Raw genomic sequence first — 20,275 nt, forward strand, 5'->3', positions numbered from 1 at the left:
AGGTAGTCGCCGTCGAAGGGGTCGATGAACACCGGCGGCAGACCCTCGTGGTGCAGCAGGAAGTGACCGGGCATGCCGATGCCCGTGAGGTGGAGCCCGAGCCGGTGCCCGAGCTCGATGCCGACGACGGCGAGCGTGATCGGAATGCCCAGCCGTCGTCGCACGACGTCGTTGAGGAAGGAGTTGCGCGGATCGTGGTAGTCGACGGTGTTGCCGGTGAACGCGAGCTCCCGGAACAGGCGGTCGTGCCACTCGTCGAGGTCGCCGGGTGGGCACCCGACCGCCAGCTCGTCGATCGCCGCCAGCTCGCGGTCGACGTCGAGGTCGGCGTACGCGTGGGCCGCGATCAGCAACGCCGCCCGCGCCAGAGGGATCGCCTCGTCGGGGCCCTGGACGAGCTCGACGAACGCGGTCGTCGGGTCCACCGCGCCAGGCTAAACGGCCCGGCGTGGGGCGGCGACCCACATGCACCGCTTCTCAGGGAGAGACCTCGCGGAAGTCGCAGAGCCTCCAGTCGCCGCCCTCCCTGTGGAGCAGCGCCTCGACGGTGCCGACGCGCTTGGTCGTCGTGAGCGTGTAGCGGGCGCGGGCCGTTCCGCCCGACTCCACGAACGTGGCGACGACCCGAGACCGGATCACGGCCCCGTTGGTCCGGCGCTCGTCGGCGACGCCCGCGGCGAACTGCGCGCGCGTGAGCCCCTTCCGGCTCGAGCGACACAGCAGATCGAACGCGGTGGATGTGTCGCCGGTCTTGATCGCTTCGAGATAGTCGCGGGTGGCGTCGGCCGGGCTCTTCACCGGCGCGAGCACCTTCACGACGAGGATGGCCGTGCACGCGCCGGCGAGCACCAGCAGGACGAGCAGCTCCGCGAACACGACCGGGCCGCGACGGCCGCGCCGTCGGCCCGGGCCCCCGGCCGCGGGGCCGACGGGCTCAGAGCTCGTGGTCGTCGAGGGCCGTCCGGAAACGATCGGTGCCGAGGAGTCGGGCGGTGACCTCGTACGCGGCGCGCGCGATCTGTTCGCCCGCGTCGGCACGCATGAGGTTGGTCCCGTGGAGCGCCAGCTCGGCGCCGGTCGGACGCACGAGCAGCACGTCGGCGCCTCGCCGCCGGGCGGCGCGGGCCTCGCCCGCGAGGGCGCGCGCGGACGTGCGGCGGGTGAGCTGGCGCAGGCGATCGGGTGGCGCGTCAGGGTCGAACGCCATCGGCGCGATCCCGATGATGAGGCGGCAGCCCGCCTTGGAGGCGAGGTCGAGGTTGGTGGTCGAGTGTGCACCACCGTCGACCAACGTCATGGTGCCGAGGCGGACCGGCTTGTAGACGCCCGGGATCGCGCACGAGGCCATCACCGCCTCCCGCAGGCCGACCGGTGGCGACCCCGCCCGCCCGAGCACGACGCGCCGACCGGACGAGATGTCGACCGCGCACAGCCACAGCGGCCGCTCGGGCCAGTCCTCGGGCAGCTCGTCGGCGAAGCGCCGCTCACCCTCCACCATGGCGAAGAGGCCGCCGGGGAAGCGGTGACGCAGCGCCGAAGGGACGGGGATCTGCGGGCCGCGCACGACCGATCGGGCGAAGACGTACGCCGAGCCCACCCCGCGACGCGCCAGCTCGCGGGGGGTCGCCCAGGCCGGCACGAAGATGGCGTGCCGGCGCTCGTCGAGCTCGTCGGGCGCCATGCTCGCGAGCGTCGGATGCGTGCCCAGCGCGAACTGCCACATGTCGTCGGTGGTCCAGCCCGCGCGCAGGTAGGCGCCGATGACGCTCCCCGCGCTGGTGCCGACCACGAGCTCGGCTTCGTCGGCCTTGACCCCGGCGACCTGGGCGAGGGCATGCAGCACCCCGCAGTGATAGGCGAGGCCCACGGTGCCCCCCGCCCCGAGCACCAGCCCGACGCCCCCCGGCGCCGGCGAGTATGACGGCATCGTCACCCAAGGTACGTGACGGGGAGGCGCGAGTCAGGGTTCAAGCGCTCGCGATTCCCACCGCCGAGGTGAACCGCGCGAGGCCGTCTGCGTCGAACGGGGCACGGATGGCCACGTTGACCTGATCAGCACCGGCGTCGACGTACTGGCCGACTCGATCGGCGACCTCCGCATCGCTGCCGGTGAGGACGCCGGGGCGCACCATCATCCGCATGTTGCCGAACTGTGCCTCGAAATCCTCCTCCCGCCACGCCAGGCCCACGTTGGCTGCGCAGCGGACCTCGGCAGGGTCGCGGTTCACGTCGTCGCAATGGCGGTGCAGGACGGCGCGTTTGCGTGCGAAGTCCTCGGGCGAGATGAACGGCACGTTCCACCCGTCGGCGAAGCGCGCCGCGATGCGAAGCGTGCGCCGTTCGCCGCCTCCTCCGATCCAGATCGGGAGCGCTTCCTGCACGGGCCGCGGGTCGCACTGCGCGTCGGTCATCCGGAAGTGCTCGCCGGCGAACGTGGTCGACCCGTCGCGCAGCAGGCTGCGCACGCACGCCGCTGCCTCCTCGAGCTGGTCGAGCCGGACTCGCGTCGACGGGAACTCGATGCCGTAGGCGTCGTACTCGATCTGGCTCCAACCCGCGCCGAGCCCGAGGTCGGCGCGACCGCCCGAGAGCTGATCGATGGTGGCGATCGCGTTGGCCAGCACCGCGGGGTGGCGATATCCCACCGAGTAGACGAGGGACCCGCAGCGGACCCGCTCCGTGGTGCATGCCAGTGCGGCGTGCGTGGCCACCGCTTCGAGGCAGTGGGGGCTGCCGGTGAGGTCGGCCGCGTAGAAGTGGTCCCAGATCGAGATCCAGTCGAAGCCCATCGCCTCGATGCGACGCCACAGCTCGATGAGCTCGTCGGTCGTCGTGTGCTGCAGGCCGGTGTGCACCCCGAACACAGTCATGGGCTGAACCGTAGACTCCCTCTCCATGCCGAGAGCACACGCCAACGGGATCGACCTCGAGTGGGAGGAGTTCGGCAACGCCGATGACCCGCCCCTGCTGCTCATCATGGGCCTGGGTGGCCAGATGATCGTCTGGGACGAGGAGTTCTGTGCGCTCGTCGCCTCTCATGGGTTCCGCGTCATCCGCTTCGACAACCGAGACGTGGGTCTCTCGACGAAGATCGAAGGGGGGCCGGAACCCGACCTGCTGGCCGCGTTCACCGGCGACACGTCGTCTGCCTCCTACACGCTCGACGACATGGCCGACGATGCCGCGGGCCTGCTCGACGCCACCGGCATCGCCGCCGCCCACGTGGTGGGCGCCTCGATGGGTGGGATGATCGCCCAGACCCTGGCAATCCGGCACCCCGACAAGGTGCAGACGCTGACGTCGATCATGTCGACAACCGGCGCGCTCGACGTCGGGCAACCCGACCCCGCCGCCATCCCGCTGCTCCTCAAGCCGCCTCCGCTCGACCGCGCGGGCTACATCGAACACAGCGTCGACAGCAGCCGGGTGCTCACCTCGCCCGGCTTCCCGTTCGACGAGGAGGGCACTCGCGAGCGCGCGGCCCGGTCTTTCGACCGGTGCTTCCACCCCGCCGGCGTGGGACGACAGCTGCTGGCGATCATGGCCTCGGGCGACCGCACACCCGCGCTACGCGCGCTTCACGTGCCCACCCTCGTCGTCCACGGTGAGGGCGACCCGCTCATCACGCCGAGCGGGGGGCAGGCGACGGCCGCGGCCGTGCCCGGCGCCCGCCTGCTCATGATCCCGGGCATGGGCCACGATCTCCCGCGCGAGGCGTGGGACACGATCGTCGACGCCATCGTGGAGCTCGTCGCGACGACACGCGAGCCCGTCTGAACGACTCGACGGCCTGAGCATGGTCGTCGCGCTCGACGTCGTCGTCTTCGCGCTCGGCGCGGGGCTCGTGGCGTTCACCCTCTCGGCGGCGGTGCGCGCCGTCGTCGTCCCGCGCGCCACGCCGGTCTTGCTCACGCGCGTGGTCTTCGTCGGCATCCGCCGGATCTTCAACCTCTGGGCGAAACGGGTCGACTCCTACGAGGAGCGCGACCGGGTCATGGCCCTCTACGCCCCGTTGAGCCTGTTGAGCCTGGCCTTCGTGTGGCTGATCCTCGTGCTGGCCGGCTACACCGCCATGTTCTGGGCCATCGGCAACAACTCGTTGCGCGCCGCCTTCCGGCTCAGCGGGTCGTCGATCGTCACGCTGGGCTTCGCCCCGTTCGCGGACCTGCCGACCACCGTGCTCGGGATCTCGGAGGCGGGCCTCGGGCTGAGCCTGCTGGCGTTGCTCATCACCTACCTGCCGTCGGTCTACTCGACCTTCAGCCGGCGAGAGCAGGTCGTGGCGCTGCTCGAGGTGCGTGCCGGATCGCCCCCGTCGGCGGCCGAGCTGATCGAGCGCTTCGCGCGCATCGAGTGGCTCGACCGCCTGCACGACCTGTGGGCGCAGTGGGAGAGCTGGTTCGTCGACATCGAAGAGACCCACACCTCGCTCCCCGCGCTGGTCTTCTTCCGCTCGCCCCAGCACGACCGCTCGTGGGTAACGGCGGCCGGCGCGATGCTCGACACCGCGTCGTTCGTCGCCTCCACCTTTCCCGACCGTCATCCCGACGCGGAGCTCTGCGTGCGCTCGGGCGCGATCGCGCTCCGTCGCATCGCCGACTTCTTCGAGGTCCCGTACGACCCGAATCCCAAGCGGGGTGACCCCATCTCGGTGAGCCGCGAGGAGTACGAGGAGATGCACGCGCGCGTAATGCGCGCCGGCGTCGACCTGCGGCCGGCAACCGAGGAGACGTGGCTCGACTTCGCCGGCTGGCGGGTGAACTACGACATCGTGCTGCTGTCCCTCGCCTCCATCACGATGGCGCCCTACGCCCCCTGGTCGTCGGACCGCTCGTTGGCCGTCCGTCGGGCGGCGTTCACCTCGTGGGGTCGGCGCCGGCGCGGAGCCCGGCGGTGAGCGCCACGACGGCCGTCATCGCCCACATCCGCGGTGCGCCGCGAGAACACGGTCGAGGCGTTCGTCGAGGCCCGGCGGCTCGGAGCCGACATGGTCGAGCTCGACGTGCGTCGCACACGAGACGGCGCCTTGGTCGTCCATCACGACGCATCGCTGACCGGCGTGGGACCGATCGTCGGGTTGCGACGCGACCAGCTGCCGCCGTGGTTGCCGACCCTCGACGAGGCCGTCGACGCCTGCGTCGGGATGGTGGTCAACATCGAGGTGAAGAGCTCGCCGCTCGACCCCGACTTCGACGAACACCGATGGGTGGCGGCGAGGGTGGCCGAACGGGTGGGGGAGCGGGCCTGGCGAGCACGAGTGCTCGTGTCGTCGTTCGACCTGGCTTCAGTCGACCGCGTCCGGGCGGTCGACGACGCCATTCCCACGGCGCTCCTCACGCTGCCGGGGATCGACACGCGGGAGGCGGCCGCGACGGCGCTGATGCACGGCCACCGCGTCCTCCACCCGCACGACCTCGCGGTGACGCCCGAGCTGGTCGAGCACGTCCATTCGCGTGGCATGGCCGTCAACGTGTGGACGGTCGACGATCCCGACCGGATGCGGGCGCTGGTGGAGATGGGCGTGGACGGCATCTGCACCAACGTCCCCGACGTGCTGGTCCGGGTGCTGACGGGTGTCTGATGTGCGGGTGGTGGTGTTCGACGTGGGTGAGACGCTCATCGACGAGTCTCGACTGTGGCGGGCGTGGGCGGAATGGTTGGGCGTGTCACCCTTCACCTTCTTCGTGGCGATGGGCAGCGTCATCGGCTCGGGACGTGATCATCGCGACGTGTTCGCCATGCTCGGGTTCGACTACGAGCGCGAGGCCGCGGTGCGTAAGGCCGCCGGCATCGTCGGGGGGTTCGACGCGCGCGACCTGTACCCCGACGTGCGTCCCTGTCTGGACGCGCTGCGCGCCGACGGCTATGCGATCGGTGTCGTCGGCAACCAGCCGGCGCGAGCGGAGGGCCAGCTGAAGGAGCTGGACCTTCCTGTCGACCTGGTCGCGACGTCAGCCGGATGGGGCGTGAGCAAGCCGTCACCCGCGTTCTTCGCGCGGGTTGCGACCGCGATGGGCTGTCCGCCCGCCGAGATCGTCCACGTTGGCGATCGCGTCGACAACGACGTGGTGCCGGCGGCGACCGCGGGCATGCTGTCGGTCTTCATCCGGCGCGGTCCCTGGGCGTTGATCCAACGCGACTGGCCCGGGGCGGAGCGGGCCCGCATCATCATCGACTCGCTGGCCGAGCTGCCGCCGGCGCTCCGCGGCCTCGACTCGTGAGCGCGCCGACCGCTCGTGTTCCTGACTCTCGTGTGGTCGGAGCGGGCGGGCTCCTCAGGCGCTGACGGGCGGCCGGCGGTCGGCCCAGGGCTGCGCGGCCTCGAGTTGCGCGGCCAGGCGGATGAGCAGGTCCTCGCGACCGTAGGCGGCCACCAGCTGCACGCCGATCGGCAGGCCTTCGTCGTTCCAGTGCAGGGGCAGCGAGATGCCGGGCTGACCGGTGACGTTGAACGGCGGCGTGAAGGGCACGAGCGATGCCGCCCGGAAGATGCCGTGCAGCGGGTTGTCCGGCGGTGAGTCGAACGTCCCCAACGGCGGCGGGGGCTCGGCGATGGTGGGGGTGAGCAGGATGTCGAAGCCCCCCTCCCACCACGCCGCCACCTCGCGCCCGTTGGCCTGGAGCCATTCGCGACTGGTGAGGTAGTCGGCGGACGAGTACGAGCGGCCCATCTCGGCCAATGCCCACGTGAGCGGCTCGACGTCGTCGGGCCCGATGGGCCTGCCGGTGCGCCGCGCCCAGTAGTCGAGGTTCCATGCCATGCCGCTCGCCCAGTTGGTGAGGAACTGCGCGATGTAGTCCGTGGCCGAGCGATTCGAGCAGACGCCCCGCCGCCTCGACGGCCGCGACACAGTCTGGGTGGGTCTCGACCATCGCCCCCGGCGCCTCGGTCAGCACGCCGATCCGCAGCCTCCCCGGGTCGGCGCCGACCTCGTCGGTGAATGGGCGCCGCGGCGTGGGGGCGGCGTACGGGTCGCCCGGCATGGGGCCGGCGACGGCCTGGAGCACGGCAGCCGTGTCGCGCACCGAGCGGGTCACGACGAGCTCCGCGACCAGACCGGCCATGACGTCGCCGAACTCGGGGCCCAGCGACACGCGACCTCGTGACGGCTTCAGACCCACCAACCCGCACTCGCCGGCCGGAATGCGGATCGAGCCGCCGCCGTCGTTGGCATGGGCGACCGCCACCATGCCCGACGCCACCGCCGCGGCGGAGCCACCGCTCGAACCACCGGTGGAGCGATCGGTGTCCCAGGGATTGCGGGTGGGCCCATAGACCTGGGGCTCGGTGGTCGGCAGGATGCCGAGCTCGGGAGTGTTCGTCTTTCCGACGAAGACGAAGCCCGCGGCGCGGAACTTGGAGGCGAGGTACGTGTCGTGAGGCTCGACCCATGCGACGTCACGAAGGAATCGCATGCCTTCGTGCATCGGGTCGCCCGCCGAGTGACACATCAGGTCCTTCAGGAGGAGTGGGACCCCGCGGAAGGGCCCACCCGGGAGCGCGGGATCGGCTGCCTGCGCGCGCGCCTTGTCGAAGAGCGGGTGGATCACCGCGTTGATCTCGGGGTTGAGCTTCTCGATGCGCGTGATGGTCGCGTCGACGAGCTCGGACGCAGTGACCTCGCGGTCGCGCACCAACTGCGCCTGGGCGGTCGCATCGAGCCGGGCAAGGTCGTCGCTCATGTCCGACACGCTACGGGCGAACCGTAGGGTTGTGCCATGCCGCCCGCGGGAGTGATCGTCCTGGCCGGCCTGCCGGGGGCGGGCAAGAGCACGCTGGCCCGAGCGCTCGCGTCGCGGCTCGCCGACGCCCGCGTGCTCGACAAGGACGTCGTTCGCGACGCGCTCTTCGGGCCCTGCGACCACACGGCCACCGAGAGCCAGGTCTCGGTCTCGGCCATGCTCGACGCCGCCCGCTACCACCTCGGCCGCGGCCGCACGGTGATCTTCGACGGCATGACCTTCGCCCGCCGGCAGTACCTCGGCGCGGTCGCCGGACTGGGCGACGACGTCGGAGTCGGGGTCGCGGTCATCGTGTGCGACGTCCCGCTCGAGGTGGCCATCTCGCGGGTCGCGGCCGACGCCCGTCATCCCGCGGGCAACCGCGATGCGGACGTCGTGCGACGGGTCGCGGCGGAGATGGAGGAGCCCGGCGGCGACTACCTCACGCTCGACACGACGGCTCCGCTCGACGAATGCGTGGCGCTCGCGCTGGCGTACGTCGAGACCGACAAGCGGTAACGTCGAACCGGTGCTGCCCGACTACGCCAGCTACGACCAGGCCGCGGGCCTCGACTGGTACGAGGTCGACCCCAACCTGCGGGCGACCCTCGACCGCCTGCTGTCCGACCCGACCGACCGCGCCTTCGCCGAAACGCACGTGGCCGCATACGGCGCGCTCGTGGGCGGCACGCTCGCCGCGCGCGCGGAGATCACCGACAAGCACGGCCCGATCCTGCGCCGTTACGACGAATGGGGTCGCGAGGTCGCCGAGGTCGTCCACCATCCGAGCTGGACGGACAACAAGGCCGACCTGGTTCGCCACGGCTTCACCGGGCTCGAGCGGCTGGCCGGCCGGCCCGTGCCCGCGGTCGTGACGGCGGCGCTCGCCTACCTCGTGTGCCAGGCGGAGACCGCCGCCTACTGCGGGTTGGGCATGACGTCGGGTGCGGCCGACGTGGTCGAGCGCCACGCTCCCGACGCGGTGCGCGCCGACATCCTCGATCGCCTGACGAGCGCCGATCCCGACCGGGCGTGGGAGGGCGGCATGTTCCTCACCGAGCGCCAGGGCGGCAGCGATGTCGGGGCCAACACCACCCGCGCCGTGCAGGACGGCGACGAGTGGCTGCTCCACGGCGAGAAGCACTTCTGCTCCAACGTCGACGCCGACGTCTTCATCGTGCTCGCCCGGCCGGAGGGGGCGCCGCCCGGCGGCAGGGGGCTCGCCACGTTCATCGTCCCCCGCCACACGCCCGAGGGCGCGCCCAACGGGTTCCACATCAAACGGCTGAAGCCGAAGCTGGGCACGGTCGGGGTGCCGACGGCCGAGGTCTCGCTCGACGGAGCGCGCGCCTGGCTGGCGGGCTCGCCCCGTCAGAGCGCCACCGGCGACGCGGCGCGCGACGGTCGTGGGCTCAACCGCATGATGGAGATGGTCAACGGCAGTCGCTTCGGTGTCGCGCTGATGGGACTCGGCATCCATCGCCGGTCGTTCCTCGAAGCGGCCATCTACGCAGCGCATCGCGAGCAATGGGGTCGCCGCATCGACTCGTACCCGCTCGTGCGCGAGACGCTCGTCGACCTCCTCGTCGATCTCGAGGCCGGGTCGGCGATCACGTTCGAGTGCGCCGCCGCCAGCCGTACGGCCGTCGACGCAGACGAGGGCCGCATGCTGCGGCGCATCCTCATCCCGCTGGCGAAGATGCGTGCGACGCGCGAGGCCATCGGCGCGGCGAGCACCGCGCTCGAGGTGTTCGGTGGCAACGGCTACATGGAGGACTGGCCGATGGCCCGGCAGCTGCGCGACGCGCAGTGCCACACCATCTGGGAGGGCACCGAGAACATCCTCTGCCTCGACGTGCGCCGCGCCATGCGTTCCGAGGGCGCGCACGAGGCACTGCTCGCGCGCGTCGAGCGGGCGCTCGACACCGCACCCGGCCACGCCGCGCTGGCCGAGGCGGCCGACGCGGTGGCCGCCTCGCTGAAGGAGGCGCGTGAAGCGATCGCGTACCTCGAGGGCGCGTCCGACGACCTCCAGCTGCTGCACGCCCGTCGCTTCGCCTACCTCCTGGCCGACCTGGCCGAGGGGGCGTTGCTGCTCGACGAGGCGGCCTGGTCACTCCTGCGCGACGGCGACGCCCGCAAGGCGGTGGTGACCCGTCGCTTCACCCGGCGCCGGCTCTCCGCCCGTCCGGTGCGCGGCATCGTCGACGACGACCGCACGGTGCTCGACCTCTTCGAGCCGATCATCCGCTACGGGCCGGTCGAGGCGTCTCAGGCGAACTGAGGCGCCACCTCGTCCATGAAGCGGGCGGCCTGGTCGAGCACGTCGTCCACCATCCCGAACGAGATGAGGTCGATGACGTCGATGCCGAGGTCGGCCTGGCCCCTGAGCGTCTCGACCGACTCGCCGAGGAACGCCTGGCTGACGAGCAGGAGGTCGTCGATCGCGCGGCCCGCCGCGTCGCACAGACCCGACAAGGTGTCGAGGCGGTCGCGCAGCGCGACCGTCATGCCTCTCGCCGCGACGTCGGGCCCCGCGGCCGACACCGCCCAGCCGTCGCCGTAGCGCGCGGCACGTCGCAGCGCGGCATCGCCGTGACCTCCGACGATGAGCGGGATCGTGTTGCCCTCACCCGGCGGCTGCGGACCGAACCCGGCCTTCACGTGCGAGTAGAAACGCCCGTGGTGCTCCGACACCCCCTGCTGCCAGGCGGCGCGCATCAGCGCCACGTGCTCGTCCATGCGACTGAAGCGATCGTCCATGCCGACGTCGACCGCTTCGAACTCCTCGGCCATCCAACCCGCGCCGACGCCCAAGATCATGCGCCCGCCCGCCATGGCGTCGATCGTGGCCAGCTCCTTGGCGAGCACCACCGGGTGCCGGTAGGTCGGGATGAGAACGCGGGTGCCGAAGCGGATGCGTTCTGTCGCGCCGGCGACGACACCCATCACGGCAACCGGGTCGAAGAAGGGGAGCTCGGGCAGCATCGGGTAGCTGCCGTCGGGCGAGTAGGGGTACTTCGACTCGAGCTTCGACGGTGTGAACAGATGGTCGAAGAGCCAGACGGAGTGGAAGCCCAGCTCCTCGGCGCGCTGAGCGGTGCGCACGATGTCGGGCCCGTTGGCGAAGGAACCCGCGTTTGGGAGGTGCAGTCCGAACTCCATGCTCAGGACGGGACGACGATCGTGAGCGGGTCGAGGCTCTGGTCGCTCTTGGAGTACACGCGGTAGGTACCCGATCGCTTGGCATCGATCTCCACGGTGACGTTCTGGTCGGGCTCGACAGTGCGGTCGATGCCGAGGTCGTCGACGGTGAAGTCCTGAAGGGTGCCGGTGCGGTTGCCGACCGTGAGCTTCAGCGTGTCGCCTTTAGTGACGGTGATCGCCGCCGCGTCGAAGCGGGGCTGCCCGTTCGTCTCGACGAACGTCACGCGCCGAGCAACCGTCGACGAGCCACAAGCGGCGAGCGCGACGACCGCCACGAGCACCGAGATCAGCGCCGCGGGCCCGATCGGCCGCGCCGCCCGGGATGGGTTGGCGGTGAACATCCCGGCAGACTACGGCCTGGGTGGGGTAGAGGCGCCGGTCGGGCTAGAAACTGAGCCCATGGACTACCGCACGCTCGGCAGCACCGGCATCCAGGTCAGCAAGCTCTGTCTCGGAGCGATGATGTTCGGGGCCTGGGGCAACCCCGACCACGACGAGTGCGTTCGCATCGTCCACACCGCGCTGGACGCAGGGGTGAACTTCGTCGACACCGCCGACGTCTACTCGGCGGGCGAGTCCGAGGAGGTCGTCGCCAAGGCGCTCGCCGGACGCCGCGACGACGTGATCTTGGCCACCAAGTTCCATGCGCCGATGGGATCCGATCGCAACGCGCGCGGCAACTCCCGCCGCTGGATCGTCCGCGCCGTCGAGGACAGCCTCCGGCGCCTCGGCACCGACTGGATCGACCTCTACCAGGTCCACCGGCCCGATCCCACGTGCGACGTCGACGAGACGCTCGCCGCGCTCAGCGATCTGGTCCACCAGGGCAAGGTGCGCTACATCGGATCGTCCACGTTCCCGCCAGAGGACATCGTCGAGGCGCAGTGGGTGGCGGAGCGACGCGGCCGTGAGCGCTTCGTCTGCGAGCAGCCGCCGTATTCGATCTTCGCCCGGGGCGTGGAGGCGGGCGTGCTGCCGACGTGCGCGCGCTACCGCATGGGCGTGATCGTCTGGAGCCCGCTGGCCGGTGGATGGCTGACCGGCAAGTACCGCCGCGACGAGCCGTTGCCCGAGGGGTCGCGGGCCACACGCATGCGCCTGCCCGCGCGCTACGACCAACAGTCGCCCGAGAACCGGCGCAAGCTCGACCTGGTGGAGGAGCTGCTCAAGCTGGCGTCCGACGCCGGCTGCTCGCTGACCCATCTGGCCAACGCCTGGGTCACTCATCACCCGGCCGTCACCAGCGCCATCATCGGCCCCCGCACGATGGACCACCTCACCGACCTGCTCGCCGGCCAGGACACGCACCTCGACGCGGACACGCTCGACCGTATCGACGCGCTCGTGCCGCCCGGCACCACCGTCAACCCGGCGGACGCCGGCTGGACGCCACCCGCTCTGGCCGACGCGTCGCAGCGGCGGAGACCCTTCTCCGACGCCGGACCGACGTGACGGTGCCCTCGGCGCCCTTCCTGCTCCCACCGACACCAGTCACCTCGGTCGACGCCTACCGCGCCATCGGCGGTGGGTCCGGCCTCGACCAGGCGGCTCGGCTCGGGCCCGCGCAAACCGTGAAGGAGCTCACCCTGTCCGGGCTCCGGGGCCGCGGGGGTGGCGGCTTCCCGACCGGGCGCAAGTGGACGACGATCCTGAACGCCACGGGCACCCATCGCTTCGTCGTCGCCAACGGCGCCGAGGGTGAGCCCGCCACGTTCAAGGACCGTGCCCTCATGCGCGCAAACCCGTACGCGATCGTCGAGGGCGTCGCGATCGCGGCGGTCACGGTCGGCGCGCGCGAGGCGTTCATCGCGCTCAAGGCGTCGTTCGGGCCCGAGAACGAGCGCGTCACCCAAGCCGTCGAAGAGATGCAGAAGGCGGGGCTCGCCGGCACCGTTCCCATCACGATCGTTGCCGGGCCCGAGGAGTATCTGTTCGGCGAGGAGAAGGCTCTGCTCGAGGTGATCGAGGGCCGCGACCCGCTGCCGCGGCTGTTCCCGCCCTATGAGCACGGCCTGTTCGCGACCGCGCCGCAGTCGGGTTGGGAGGCGCACGAGCAGGAGCCGGGGCACACGGGCGCGCACCAATCGAACCCCACGCTGGTGAACAACGTCGAGACGCTGGCCAACGTCCCGCACGTGCTCGCGCGGGGCGCCGAGTGGTTCCGGTCGATGGGCACCGACGAGTCGGCCGGGCATGTTCTCGTCACCGTCGTCGGCGACGTCGCCCGCTCCGGAGTCGCCGAGGTCGAGCTCGGCACACCGTTGCGCGACGTGATCGACGAGGTGGGCGGGGGCACGCGCGCGGGCCGGCAGGTGAAGGCGGTGCTCTCGGGCATCGCCAACCCGGTGGTGACCGCGCCCGACCAACTCGACGTGCCGGTGTCGTACGAGGGCATGGCCGCGGCCGGCTCCGGCCTCGGCGCTGCGGGGTTCGCGGTGTTCGACGACCAGGCGTGCATGGTCGAGGTCGCACGTGCGTACTCGCGCTTCCTCTACGTCGAGTCGTGCAACCAGTGTCCGGCGTGCAAGCTCGGGTCGGGCGTGATCACCACGCTGCTCGAGAAGGTCGAGACCGGCAGGGGCACCGTGCGCGACGTCGACACCATCGGCGCGCGCCTCAAGACGGTCACCGACGGCAACCGTTGCTACCTGCCGGTGCAGGAGCAGGCGGTCGTGAGCAGCCTGCTGCGTTCGTTCCCGGAGGAGTTCACCGAGCACCTCGAGGGCCGGCTCTGCCCGCGCCCGGGCCGGGTCGTCGTCCCCAAGCTCCTCGACATCGTCGACGGCACCGCACGCTACGACGAGCGCCACGCCGACAAGCGACCCGACTGGACCTATTCGGGCTGATCCCCTTCAGCCCGCTGGTCACGAACCACGGCCTGACCCGCGGGGCACACGTCGACGAAGTCGCAGCGCGCGCACCACGCACCCGGGTTGACGTCGAAGACAAGGCGTTCGAGGCGATCGAGCAGGACGGAGAGCTCGTCGCGCGCCCGTGCGAGAACCGCTGCGCTCCAGTCGCGGCTCACCAACTCGGCGGCGCCGTCGGTGCGGAGGTAGCAGTAGGTCGTGCGCAGGCTCGAGGGATCGTCGCGCCACGTGTCGACCGCGGCGATGGCGTAGAGGTCGAGCTGCAACGCGGCGGCGGGGTCGCCTTCTGCGGGTGCGCGCCCGGTCTTGAAGTCCACCAGCTCGTTGCGGCCGTCGCGCATGTACACCGCGTCGATGCGCCCCCGGACGAAGAAGGGCGACCGCGCGAGCACGAACGGCGCCTCGACCCGCCGCGGGTCGAGACCCGCGAAGGGCGACGCGAGGAACGACTCCTTCAGCTTGGCGGCCGGTGACGCCGCGGGAGATGCCGTGTCGGACGTCGACACACTGGACGTCGACACGCCGGACGGTGACCCGTCGAGCTCGTCCTCGGGCTCGATCAGCGCGAGCTGCCGTCCCGACCGCAGCTCGATCCAGCGGTGGACCTCGGTGCCGAGGAGTGCCGCCTGCGAGGCGCGACGCGGGAGCGGCCGCACGACCGACCAGTAGAACTGCTTCGGGCAGCGCCGGTAAGAGACGAGTGCGGTGACGGAGAGTGCGGAGGGGGCGCGCCGCGCCATCGACGCAGCGGTCGACGCCAGCACCGTGTCGTCGAGCGACAGCTGGAGCGGGTCGGACGTCACCGGCCGAGCGTAGTGACGCGCATGCGCGGCTCCCTGTCTTTCGCGGGCCGCCACCTCGGGGTCGACCTCTGGCGGTTCGTGACGGAAGCGCTCGGTGACGAGATCGCGCTGGGCGGCCACGAACTCGTAGAAACGCGACGGGCCCTGGGGCTCGGCCGGGCCGGGGTACCAGTGGGCGGCCGAGCAGATGAGGCGCCGTTCGGCGCGCGTGCAGGCCACGTAGAACAGGCGCCACTCCTCGGCCAGCTTGCGGGCCCGGAGCACGTCGCTGATCTCGCGCTCGGCCGACACCGTGCGCCAATCGGGGATGTCGCCCTCGTCCTCACGCAGCCACCACGGGAGGGCGGCCGCGGTGGTCAGCGCGTTGTCACCGGCGCGGTTGTCGGGGAAGATGCACGACCTCCCGCTCCCGGCCAGCCCGGGCACGTAGACCGTGGCGAACTCGAGGCCCTTGGCCTGGTGGATCGTCATGACCTTCACCGCGTCGTCGTCGGACGCGTGGAACTCGGCGACGTCCTCCTCGGACTCGTCGAGGAGCTGCAGGTACTCGAGGAAGGCGGGCAGCCCGGGGTCGCCCTCGACCGGGGCGAAGCGTCCCGCGAGGTCGAGGAAGCGCAGCAGGTTCTCGCGGCCGCGGCGGCCGGAGGCCTGCCAGAGCCCCGTGCGCAGGATGATCGCCTCCGCCAGGTCGAGCACGGGCAGCCGTCCGGCGGCGGCGGCCAGCGCGGCGCGCTCGTCGTCGAACGTCCGCAGACGCGAACGTGCGGCATCGGAGAGGTCGGCGATCGAGTCGAGCTCGCGGATGGCGTCGGCGAGGACGAGATCATCGGTCGCGTCGTCGCCAGCCGCGTCGCGCATCGCGCGCACGTGGCGCGCCAGAGCCGCGAGGTCGCGCCGGCCGATGCGGTAGCGGGGTCCCTCGAGGATGCGCAGCAGCGCGACCGACACCGACGGGTCGGCCATCAACTCGAGCCACGCCACCAGATCGACCACCTCGGGCCGGTCGAGCAGACCACTGGCACCCACGACGTCGACGGGCACGCCGTGCTCGTCGAGCGCGGCAACGAGGGCACCGGTGAGGCGGCGCTTGCGGCACAGGATGGCCGTGTCGCGCCACGGGCCGCCCCGCGCGGCGATGTCGGCGGCGATGGTGTCGGCCTCCTCGGCGTCGTCGGATGCGAGGAAGCACTCGATGGTGGTGGGCGGCGCGCCGTCACGGGCGCGGAGCACCTTGGGCAGCGAACCGGGCACCTCCGCCTGGATGCGGTTGGCCAGTTGCACGAGCTCGGGACCGAAGCGGAACGTCACCTGCAGCGGGTGCGTCTCGACCGGTGCGAAGTGCTGCTCGAAGCGCTGGAGGTTGAGGAGGTGCGCGCCGCGGAACGCGTAGATCGACTGCATGTCGTCGCCGACCGCGGTGACCGCCGACCCGGGCGGGTAGATCAGCTGGAGCATCCGGCGCTGGGCGAAGTTGGTGTCCTGGTATTCGTCGAGCAGCACGACGGGGTGCTCGGCGCGCAGGCCCTCGGCGAGGTCGGGCCGCTCGTCGAGCAGCTTCACCGCCAACCCGACCTGGTCGCCGAAGTCGATCAGGTTGCGCTCACGCTTGCGCCGCTCGTAGGCCTCGACCACCTGGCAGAGCTCGAGCCGCGCCTCGGCCTGGGCGGCCATGCGCCAGCGACCGTCGCTCATCACCTTCCTGCAGTCGGCGATGACCTCGCCGATCGGCACGAGGTAGTCGGCACAACGCGAGGCCAGCGCCAGCGCGTCGTCGAGGATGAACTGGGGAGCCATGGTGGCACGCCGCTGGAAGCGGAACTCGTCGAAGACGGCGAACAGCAGCTGCCACGACTGCGCCCGGTTGAGCACCTGGGTGGTGCGGTCGAGCCCGAGCTCGAGGGCATGCTCGGCGACGAGCGACGCGCCGAACGAGTGGTAGGTGGCGATGGTGACGTCGCTGTTGGGGCCGAGCGCCTCGCGCACCTTCTCCTTGAGGTTGAGCGCGGCCTTGTTGGTGAACGTGAGCCCGAGCATCTCGTGGTCGGCTGCGCGCCCACCCTGTACCACGTCGAGGATGCGCCGGGCGATGACCGACGTCTTGCCCGTGCCCGCGCCGGCGACCATACGCAGGGGCGTGAGCGGATGGTCGATCGCCTTCTGCTGCTCGTCGGTGGCGACGAAGCTCATGCGTCACCCACCTCCCGGCCCTCGCGCTGAAGGGGGCAGAGACGGTGGAACGAGCAGTAGCGGCAGTTCGCGTGCACGGAGGGCTCGAACTCCTCGTCGAGGATGTGCTCGGCCGTCGCCAGGATGCGGGCTTCGGTGGCCTCGGCGTGGCCCGCAACGATCTCCTGGTCGTAGGCCTTCATCGTGCGCGGGTAGAGCAGGCGCAGCTGGGTGGCCGGTCCGAGCGCCATGAGCTCCTCATCGCGCGCCGCGGCCAGATGGTAGACGGCGAGCTGGAGGTTGTCGGCCATGTCGTCGGCGGACGGCTCTTTCTTGCCCGTCTTGTAATCCACGATCCGGATGCCGGTGCCGTCGTCGGCCCGGTCGATGCGGTCGATGGCGCCGTTCACCGTGTGCGGCCCCACCTCGATGCTGAACCTCCGCTCGACGTCGAGGACTTCGGGCCCGAGCCCCTGCTCGATCAGCTTGCCCTCGGCCTCCCACCACGTCTCGAGCATGTCGTAGTAATCGCGGCGGGCCTCTTCGGCCTGCGGCCGGTAGCGCGCGATGTCGTCGCGCCATCGCTCCTGGGCCAGCGCGATCAGCGCCTCGTATGAGCGGGGTGCGGTCCGTGCCGGATCGAGGAACTCGGCCAGCAGCTCGTGGAAGACCGTGCCCAGCGCGGCCTGCACGCCGGCCTCGCGGCGCACGTGCAGAACGTATTCATAGGCGTATCGCAGCGGACAGTCGTCGTAGGTGTCGAGGCGGCTGGCGGAGAGGCGGAGCTGGCCGTCGGCGTAGATCGGTTGCGCGCCCGCGCTCGGCGGCCGAGCGAACGGAGGGCGGCCGGGTGCGAGCGGCAGGTCGGGCGGGCGGACCGGCCACCCGTCGACGAAGCGGCTGAGCAGCACGCCGGGCTCCGGCGCCGCGGTCCCCACCAACCGGCGGGTGGCGCGGGTGCACGCCACCTCCTCGAAGAGCCGGCGTTCGTCGGCGAGCGAGCGCCGGCGTCGTTCCGCAACCGACGGCACGTCGGCGCCGTCGAGTCGGGCGCGGTCGAAGAAGGCGACGCGACCGTGGACCGCAGGCAGCTCGCCCTCGACGCAACCGGCGACGACGACGGTGTCCCACTCGCGCCCGGCCGCGGCGGAGACCGACGTGATCGTCACGGCGTCGGGCGAGGCGCCGCCGACGACCCGCCACGGGTCGGGCTCGACCGCGGGAGCGTCGAGCATGGCGACGTACTGCGGCAGCCGGTCGCCCGGATTGCGTTCGGTGTGGCGCCGCAGCCCGTCGAGGAAGGCCACGATCGCGTCGAGGGCGCGGTCGTCGCCGGGGCTGTCCGTGCCGTCGTGTGCGATCACGGGGATGAGGGCGCGCCGCCAGACCTCGTAGGCGAGCGCGGCGGGATCGTCGCGGTCGGCCCTCGCGGCCAGGTCGTCGCGCAGGTGGACGAGCGCGTTCAGCTCGGGCTGGGCCTCGAGGTCGAGACCACCGTCGTCGGTGCGCGCCCGGCGCCGGATCTCGCGCACGGTCGTGGCGTCGAGCCCGGCCAGCGGGGAGACGAGCAACCGGTCGAGCGCCTGTGGGTCGCCGTTCACCCACCGCAGCATGTCGATGATGGCGCGCACCACCGGCTCTTCGGTGACCAGGCCGGGCACCGGCGTGACGGGGATGCGGTGGCGGGCGAGCGCGCGGGCCACGGCGGGAGCACGGCTCGACGGCCGCCGAAGCAGCACAGCCATCCGGGCCCACTCCACGCCATCGGCGCGCGCCGCGAGGAGCTCACGCGCGATCGCCTCGGGCTCGACCGCCGGGTGGCCGCACCGCACCAGCTCGGTCGGTCGATCGAGATGCCGGAACGGCGGGGTGAGCTCGACGTCGGGCTGCTCGATGTGCGCACCCGTCACGCAGACGCTGCGGGCTTCGGCGGTCAGCCGGTCGAGCAGCCCGCCCACCGCGGGCGGGCCCGCCTCGTGGTCGTCGACCAGCACGTGGTCGAAGCGGTCGAGCGGGCTCGACCCCAGCGCCAGCACGAGCAGGCCGGACGCGTCGACGCAACCGCGGCTGTCGAGCACGTCGAGGTAGCGGCCCGTGAACGCGGCGAGCTCACCCCACCGGTCGTCGAGCGCGGCGTTGCCTGTCGCGAGGGCGGCCTGGTAGGCGAGCACGGCCTGGGTGACCTCGTCGACGAACGCGGCGTGGCCGAGCAGGGGATGGAGCGTCGGCCATTCCACCGCGCCTTCGCCGTCGAGCAGCTCGCGCACGATGGCGCGCTGCTCCGCACCGACGAGGAGACGCACGGGGCCCCGGGCGCGGACGACGAGGTCGTGCGCCACCCCGTGGTACGTGGTGATCGGAAGCGCGTCGAAGCCGCCCGCCAGGTCGGGGAGCACCGCATCGCGGAAGGACAACGCCGCGGTGCGGTTGCGGCACAGGACGAGGAGTCGAGACGCGTCGGTGGACCGCGAGAGGCGCACGTAGCGGGAGGCCAGCGCGGTCGTCTTGCCCGTGCCCGCTGCGCCGCGCACGCACACCCGCCCCTCGTGGTGGTCGACCACCTGCTGTTGCGCGGCCGTCAGCTCCATCGTCGGGACCTTACAAGCGGCCCGTGACAGTGCTTCCGGGTCGCTGCGCTCCCCCCGGCCGGGGCCCCGACCCCACGCCGGCCGTCGCTACGCCCAGGCCTGTCTCCGCTCGAGCACCTCCTTCAGCACCGCGGGACGGTCGGTCATGATGCCGTCGACGCCGAGGTCGAGCAGGCGCCCCATCTCGTCGGCGTCGTTGATCGTCCAGACATGAACCTGCAGGTCCCGGCGGTGGGCGGCGTCGACGAAGCGGCGGTCGGCGAGGGGCATCCGGGCGGCGCGCGCCGGCACCTGTGCGCACGCGCACGCGGGGGCGAAGCGGCCGACGGGCACGCCGTAGCTGGACGCCCGGAGCCTGGCCACCTCTGTCGGGCCCATCGAGGTGCACACCCGATTCTGCGTGAGGCGGCGAAAGCGGGCGAGGCGACGACCCGAGAAGGCGCCGATGCACACCCGATCGAACGCGACCGTACGCGTGAGGACCTCGACCAGCGGGGTGACCGACGCGTCGTGCTTCGGGTCGATGTTCACGCGCACGTCGGGCCACGTGCCCAACAGGTCTTCGAGGCGCGGAATTCGGTCGTCACCGTCACCGACGCGCGCCTGGCTGATGTCCGCCCAGCGCAGCTCGCCGATGACACCGCGGCGATCGGTGACGCGGTCGAGGGTGTCGTCGTGGAACGCGACGAGGATGCCGTCGAGGGTCGCATGAACGTCGGTCTCGATGTAGCGGTAGCCGAGGTCGACCGCGTGCTGGAAGGCGCGCATGGTGTTCTCGGGAAAGTCGCTCGCGCCGCCCTGGTGGGCAAACGGAATGGGGCCGGGATGGTCGAGGAACCGCCAGCGCGGGGGCATGGGCCGCCAGTCTTGCCGGTGGTTCGAGGCACGGACGCATGGGTAGGTCCGCAGGCGGGAGTGA

General features: G+C 71.6%; 17 protein-coding genes and 1 pseudogene. 8 read left to right on the forward strand and 10 right to left on the reverse strand.

The genetic code is table 11. The features are described from left to right. From E6G06_12015 to E6G06_12030, 4 genes are all read right to left on the reverse strand, one after another. On the reverse strand, window positions 1-425 hold a 425-nt coding region (locus E6G06_12015; protein ID TML90594.1), incomplete at its 3' end, for a hypothetical protein. A gap of 52 nt (window positions 426-477) precedes the next feature. Then, complete coding sequence (locus tag E6G06_12020) at window positions 478-876, reverse strand: hypothetical protein (GenBank protein ID TML90520.1); 399 nt, start codon at window positions 874-876, stop codon at window positions 478-480. 58 nt (window positions 877-934) lie between these two features. Further along, window positions 935-1,927, reverse strand: a complete 993-nt coding sequence (locus tag E6G06_12025; GenBank protein ID TML90521.1) for a hypothetical protein — start codon at window positions 1,925-1,927, stop codon at window positions 935-937. 40 nt (window positions 1,928-1,967) lie between these two features. Continuing rightward, window positions 1,968-2,978 (reverse strand): TIGR03560 family F420-dependent LLM class oxidoreductase, encoded by a 1,011-nt coding sequence (locus E6G06_12030; GenBank protein TML90522.1) that lies wholly within the window; start codon window positions 2,976-2,978, stop codon window positions 1,968-1,970. Here E6G06_12030 and E6G06_12035 point away from each other — a divergent pair. From E6G06_12035 to E6G06_12050, 4 genes are read left to right on the forward strand one after another with little or no spacing between them, the layout of a single operon-like run. Next, window positions 2,896-3,777 carry an alpha/beta hydrolase gene (locus tag E6G06_12035; protein TML90523.1) on the forward strand — a complete coding sequence of 294 codons (882 nt, stop codon included), beginning with the start codon at window positions 2,896-2,898 and terminating at the stop codon, window positions 3,775-3,777. The genes E6G06_12030 and E6G06_12035 overlap by 83 nt on opposite strands. Window positions 3,778-3,796: 19 nt before the next feature. Beyond that, window positions 3,797-4,897 (forward strand): hypothetical protein, encoded by a 1,101-nt coding sequence (locus tag E6G06_12040; protein ID TML90524.1) that lies wholly within the window; start codon window positions 3,797-3,799, stop codon window positions 4,895-4,897. A 33-nt stretch (window positions 4,898-4,930) separates the two neighbouring features. Continuing rightward, window positions 4,931-5,581 (forward strand): glycerophosphodiester phosphodiesterase, encoded by a 651-nt coding sequence (locus E6G06_12045; protein ID TML90525.1) that lies wholly within the window; start codon window positions 4,931-4,933, stop codon window positions 5,579-5,581. 1 nt (window position 5,582) lies between these two features. Then, window positions 5,583-6,221 carry an HAD family hydrolase gene (locus tag E6G06_12050; protein TML90595.1) on the forward strand — a complete coding sequence of 213 codons (639 nt, stop codon included), beginning with the start codon at window positions 5,583-5,585 and terminating at the stop codon, window positions 6,219-6,221. A 54-nt stretch (window positions 6,222-6,275) separates the two neighbouring features. Here the strand turns inward: E6G06_12050 and E6G06_12055 are convergent. Further along, window positions 6,276-7,692: pseudogene (locus E6G06_12055) on the reverse strand (amidase). A gap of 27 nt (window positions 7,693-7,719) precedes the next feature. Between E6G06_12055 and E6G06_12060 the strand changes: the two are divergent. After that, complete coding sequence (locus tag E6G06_12060; protein TML90526.1) at window positions 7,720-8,241, forward strand: ATP-binding protein; 522 nt, start codon at window positions 7,720-7,722, stop codon at window positions 8,239-8,241. After that, on the forward strand, window positions 8,108-10,006 hold the full coding sequence (locus tag E6G06_12065; GenBank protein TML90527.1) for a hypothetical protein: 1,899 nt from the start codon (window positions 8,108-8,110) through the stop codon (window positions 10,004-10,006). Before E6G06_12060 ends, E6G06_12065 begins: the two co-directional genes overlap by 134 nt. On the opposite strand, the gene E6G06_12070 is transcribed toward E6G06_12065, so the two are convergent. Together E6G06_12070 and E6G06_12075 are read right to left on the reverse strand one after the other, a co-directional pair. Continuing rightward, the gene (locus E6G06_12070) at window positions 9,994-10,887 is read right to left on the reverse strand and encodes a TIGR03619 family F420-dependent LLM class oxidoreductase (GenBank protein ID TML90528.1); all 894 of its coding nucleotides are present in this window, start codon (window positions 10,885-10,887) and stop codon (window positions 9,994-9,996) included. The two genes, E6G06_12065 and E6G06_12070, sit on opposite strands and share 13 nt — an antisense overlap. Window positions 10,888-10,889: 2 nt before the next feature. After that, window positions 10,890-11,270, reverse strand: coding sequence for a hypothetical protein (locus tag E6G06_12075; protein ID TML90529.1), 381 nt, complete (start codon window positions 11,268-11,270; stop codon window positions 10,890-10,892). Window positions 11,271-11,328: 58 nt separating this feature from the next. Between E6G06_12075 and E6G06_12080 the strand changes: the two genes are divergently transcribed. Both E6G06_12080 and E6G06_12085 read left to right on the forward strand, forming a co-directional pair. Beyond that, window positions 11,329-12,381 (forward strand): aldo/keto reductase, encoded by a 1,053-nt coding sequence (locus E6G06_12080; protein TML90530.1) that lies wholly within the window; start codon window positions 11,329-11,331, stop codon window positions 12,379-12,381. Then, window positions 11,961-13,775 (forward strand): hypothetical protein, encoded by a 1,815-nt coding sequence (locus E6G06_12085; GenBank protein TML90531.1) that lies wholly within the window; start codon window positions 11,961-11,963, stop codon window positions 13,773-13,775. The genes E6G06_12080 and E6G06_12085 overlap by 421 nt, the downstream gene beginning before the upstream one ends. Here E6G06_12085 and E6G06_12090 read toward each other — a convergent pair. The 3 genes from E6G06_12090 to E6G06_12100 all read right to left on the reverse strand — a co-directional run bounded on the left by E6G06_12090 (window position 13,763) and on the right by E6G06_12100 (window position 20,211). After that, entirely contained in the window at window positions 13,763-16,789 is a 3,027-nt protein-coding gene (locus tag E6G06_12090; protein TML90532.1) for an ATP-dependent helicase, read from the reverse strand. The two genes, E6G06_12085 and E6G06_12090, sit on opposite strands and share 13 nt — an antisense overlap. Then, entirely contained in the window at window positions 16,786-19,356 is a 2,571-nt protein-coding gene (locus tag E6G06_12095) for an ATP-dependent helicase (protein TML90533.1), read from the reverse strand. Before E6G06_12095 ends, E6G06_12090 begins: the two co-directional genes overlap by 4 nt. Window positions 19,357-19,443: 87 nt before the next feature. Then, the gene (locus tag E6G06_12100) at window positions 19,444-20,211 is read right to left on the reverse strand and encodes a glycerophosphodiester phosphodiesterase (GenBank protein TML90534.1); all 768 of its coding nucleotides are present in this window, start codon (window positions 20,209-20,211) and stop codon (window positions 19,444-19,446) included. Window positions 20,212-20,275: the final 64 nt, after the last annotated feature.

It is taken from the genome of Actinomycetota bacterium, from assembly GCA_005888325.1.
GTDB lineage: Bacteria > Actinomycetota > Acidimicrobiia > Acidimicrobiales > AC-14 > AC-14.